General features: G+C 47.5%; 3 protein-coding genes. All 3 read left to right on the top strand.

Annotated features, from left to right (window positions below; all coding sequences use genetic code 11):
* Positions 1-243 precede the first annotated feature (243 nt).
* Genes rfbG through U9P07_03665 form a run of 3 tightly spaced genes read left to right on the top strand, consistent with a single transcriptional unit; the run spans position 244 to position 4,228 of the window.
* On the top strand, positions 244-1,353 hold the full coding sequence (gene rfbG / locus U9P07_03675) for a CDP-glucose 4,6-dehydratase (GenBank protein ID MEA2108497.1): 1,110 nt from the start codon (positions 244-246) through the stop codon (positions 1,351-1,353).
* A complete protein-coding gene (rfbH, locus tag U9P07_03670; GenBank protein ID MEA2108496.1) occupies positions 1,346-2,668 on the top strand; it encodes a lipopolysaccharide biosynthesis protein RfbH in 1,323 nt (440 codons plus the stop codon). Before rfbG ends, rfbH begins: the two co-directional genes overlap by 8 nt.
* Before the next feature lie 60 nt (positions 2,669-2,728).
* Complete coding sequence (locus U9P07_03665; GenBank protein ID MEA2108495.1) at positions 2,729-4,228, top strand: N-acetylneuraminate synthase family protein; 1,500 nt, start codon at positions 2,729-2,731, stop codon at positions 4,226-4,228.
* Positions 4,229-4,430: the final 202 nt, after the last annotated feature.

Below are 4,430 nucleotides of genomic sequence, written 5' to 3'. Positions count from 1 at the left end.
GACCGTGGTTCCGCTGCGCTGCACCCCGGCAGGTGAGCCACAGCGTTAGCGGTCAAAAGGAGAACAGCCTGGGAAGAGGTCGAATGATTCAGGGAAAGGAAGCTTCCTGACCCCACATGCACAGCTGGAAGGAGCGCATATAAAAAAAATACAAGACCTGACACCACCAATAAAGGCGTTAAGTCAATAAGTCAAGAACGTCCCCTTAAACGGCACTTAAACGGCACTTAAACGGCAGATAAAATGATTGATAAGGAATTCTGGCAAAATAAAAAAGTTCTGGTTACCGGACACACCGGCTTCAAGGGGTCATGGCTGTCTCTCTGGCTCAATCTGTTGGGAGCCGAAGTTTTTGGTTATGCCCTGCCCCCTCGAACAGAAATAGATAATTTTGTTTTAACCAATCTGCAACAAAGAATAGACAACAACCTCGCTGATATCCGTGATTATCACCAGCTCCTCAATGTTTTCCAACAAAGCAAGCCTGAAATTGTTTTTCATCTGGCCGCCCAGCCGATTGTCAGAGAGTCGTATAGAAAACCCAAAGAAACCTTTGATATAAATCTTGGCGGCACGGTCAATCTGCTGGAATGTTGCCGTTTAACCGAATCCGTACAAGTTATTATCAATATCACCTCCGACAAATGTTATGAAAACAGAGAACAGTTCCAGGGCTACCGCGAAGAAGACCGACTTGGCGGCTTTGACCCCTACAGTTCTAGTAAAGCCGGTTCCGAAATCATAAGTACCGCCTACCGGCAATCCTTTTTCAACCCAAAATCAATCAAGCAGCACCGTAAATCGCTGGCCACCGCCCGAGCCGGCAATGTCATCGGCGGGGGCGACTGGCAAAGTGACCGCTTGCTGCCCGATTGTCTGGTTGCCCTGCACCAAAACCGGCCAATGGTCATCAGAAATCCCAACGCCACCAGGCCCTGGCAACACGTTCTTGAACCACTATCCGGCTATCTAGTGCTGGCAGAAAAAATGTTCTCCCAACCGGAAATATACCAGGGAGCCTGGAACTTTGGACCCAGTGATGAATCGGTTATAACGGTTGCCCAATTAGCTGATATAATTGTCACTATCTGGGATAGCGGCTCCTGGGAAAAAATACCGGATAAAAATGGTACAGCAAATGATGAACCCCACGAATCAACCCTCTTGAAACTGGATATCAGCAAGGCTAAAACGGTTCTGCACTGGACCCCGCGATGGGATATCGTAACCAGCCTGAAAAAAACTATCGACTGGTATAAAGAATTTTTCCGCGATCCCGGCAATATGTACGATTACGCGGTAAAACAAATCAGGGAATATCAAATCCCGGAAAATCAGGCAGCAGATGAGTAAGCCCAGTCGCTCAAATGAGATCCGTGAGCAAATCCTCACTTTAGTTAAAGAGTTTATGGCCGAACAGTCCGCGGAGAAAAATCGGCTTTTACCAGGAACAATATCGGTACCGGTTTCCGGCAAGGTGATCATAGCCGAAGATATACAGTTCGCCGTCGATGCCTGCCTCGACGGCTGGTTTACAAGCGGCCGTTTCGCCCGGACCTTCGAAGAAAACTTCGCCCGCTACATGGAGCAAAAGTTCTGCCTTTTAACTAATTCTGGATCTTCGGCAAATCTTCTGGCCATGAGCGCCCTGACCTCACCTCAGTTGGAAAATCGGAGAATAAAACCCGGCGATGAAGTAATCACAGTGGCAGCCGGTTTCCCAACCACCGTCAATCCAATTATTCAAAACAATCTGGTTCCAGTCTTTGTCGATGTTAATCTCGATGACTATGGAATTGACCCGTACCAACTTGAAATGGCACTCTCACCAAAGGTAAAAGCGATTATCCTGGCGCATACCCTGGGCAACCCCTTCAACCTCGACATGATTGAAAAATTTTGTCGAAAACATGGTTTATGGCTTATCGAAGACTGTTGTGATGCCGTGGGCTCAAAATATCGTGGAAAGATGGTCGGCACCTTCGGCGATCTTGCCACAACCAGCTTCTTCCCGGCCCATCATATCACTATGGGAGAAGGTGGAGCCGTCCTGACCAACAATCAGAAATTAAAAAAGATAGTTCAATCTTTGCGGGACTGGGGCAAAGATTGCTGGTGCAGCCCGGGACAGGACAATGCCTGCGGCAAGCGTTTCAATTGGCAATTGGGAACGCTGCCCGCTGGTTATGATCACAAATATATCTACAGTCACATCGGCTATAACCTGAAAATCACCGAAATGCAGGCCGCTTTAGGGGTAGCGCAACTGAAAAGAATTGATGAGTTCGCCACTATCCGCAAAAGAAACTTTGATTTCCTCTTCAAAGAACTTTCGCCTTTTAAAGAATTTCTCAGCCTGCCCGCAGCAACCCCAGGCACCGAGCCCTGCTGGTTTGGCTTTCCCATCCGGGTAAAAAATAATTCACCGGTCTCCCGCGAGCAACTGCTAAAAGTTTTGGACAGCCATAATATCGGCACCCGCAACCTTTTTGGCGGTAATCTTTTGCGACAACCGGCCTATTTGAACATTGAGAAAAGAATACCGGCTCCACTCACTAATACAAACAAAGTCATGAATTCAGTTTTCTGGCTCGGGATCTATCACGGCTTAAGCCTTGAGCAGCTCAAGGTTACATCTAAGGTCATAAAAGAACAGTTCAGCAAATGACTTTTTTATTGACTTTAAAAAAGGTCACCATTACATCTGTAAGAGAAGGGAGATTCGCGAATGTTCAACCAAAAACCCCTGATCATCTTTGAGCTGGCAAACAACCACATGGGCAGTATTGAGCATGCCCTTAAAACCATTGACGCGTTTGCCGGGTTTGTCGACCTCTATCCTTTCAGATTTGCCTTCAAATTCCAGTTTCGCGACCTTAAAACCTTCATCCACCCCGACTTTCAACAGCGGCTGGATATCAAGTATGTAAAAAGATTCAGCGAAACCGCCTTGAAGAAAGATCAGTTCGCCAAGCTGATAAAACGGGTCAAAAATGCCGGGATGACGGCAATAACCACGCCATTTGATGAGCCCTCGGTCGATCTGGCACTTGAACTTGAAGTTGAGATCATCAAGATCGCGAGCTGCGCTTTAACCGACTGGCCGCTGCTGGAAAAAATCGTCACCACCGACAAACCTTTAATCGCCTCGACCGCGGGCTCAAGTTTCGCTGATATTGATCGGGTCGTAAGCTTTTTCCAGCACCGGAAAAAACAATTCGCGATATTACACTGCGTCGGCGAATACCCGACCGTGGCGGAAAACCTGCAAATAAACCAGATCGGCCTGCTTAATCAACGCTACCCGGATATTCCGGTAGGTTTCAGCACCCATGAAGAACCGGACAACTACGATTCGGTCATGGTCGCCATTGGCAAAGGGGCGATAATCTTCGAAAAACACATCTCGGTGGTAACCGACAAATTCCCGCGCAACGCCTACTCCGCAACCCCCAAAGATATGGAAAAATGGCTCGATAACGCGGCCCGGGCCTTTGCCATGCTGGGGACGGATAACGGGCGTCATCCGATCACGGATAAAGAAAAAGCTGCTCTGCGGCAATTCAAACGCGGAGTTTTCGCCCGCTGCGACCTGCCCGCGGGACACAAACTTAAAACAGAAGATATCTTCTTCGCCTTTCCGAACGAGAAAAATCAGCTTGTTGCCAACGATATCTCAAAATACACAATCCATAAACTCAAAACCAAAATCAAGGCCAATGCTCCGATAAATTACGAAAATATCGAAGGCAACGACTATCAGGCCAAAACCTATGCCATTGTCCTGCAGGCCAGGAAACTTTTCAAGGAGGCTGGAGTCGTCTATTCCGGCGGCGCCGAGCTGGAGATCTCACACCACTACGGGATTGACAATTTCCATAAAACCGGCGCGACGATGATCACCATAATCAACCGTGATTACTGCAAAAAGCTGATCGCTCTTCTACCGGGTCAAATCCATCCGGAACAGTTTCACAAAAAAAAGGAGGAAACCTTTCTTCTCCTCCACGGTGATTTAAATCTCTATCTCAACGATATCCCGAAAAAGATGAAACCGGGCGAGACCGTGATCGTCGAACCCGGGGTCAAGCATCGTTTGACAACCGAAACCGGCTGCGTCATCGAGGAAATATCCTCGACCCATTACCGGGACGACTCCTTCTACAGCGACCCTGAAATCATGGCGAACAAGGAACGGAAAACCATCGTAAAGTACTGGCTTGACTGATGCTTATCATCTCTGGGACATTGACGATGTTTTTATCGACGATAATACAGGAGGGTAACTATTCAGCACATCTTTATGAAGCGCACTGCTCCAAGCAAAACCGGGACTGTCCCCGAGCTTTTTCTTACAGTTCTAAGTATCCAAGATAAAGTATCAAAATATTTAAAATCTCTTGTTCTTACATTGTAAGTGTGGATAAGCT

It is taken from the genome of Pseudomonadota bacterium (assembly GCA_034660915.1).
Classification (GTDB): Bacteria; Desulfobacterota; Anaeroferrophillalia; order Anaeroferrophillales; family Anaeroferrophillaceae; genus DQWO01.
The sequence above is the reverse complement of the archived record's forward strand: the minus strand, read 5'-3'. Positions and strand labels throughout refer to the sequence as shown.

Excerpts from the sequence above, each read along its gene's own strand:
- U9P07_03665 (MEA2108495.1), top strand. The coding sequence starts at position 2,729 with ATGTTCAACCAAAAACCCCTGATCATCTTTGAGCTGGCAAACAACCAC.
- rfbH (MEA2108496.1), top strand. The coding sequence starts at position 1,346 with ATGAGTAAGCCCAGTCGCTCAAATGAGATCCGTGAGCAAATCCTCACT.
- rfbG (MEA2108497.1), top strand. The coding sequence starts at position 244 with ATGATTGATAAGGAATTCTGGCAAAATAAAAAAGTTCTGGTTACCGGA.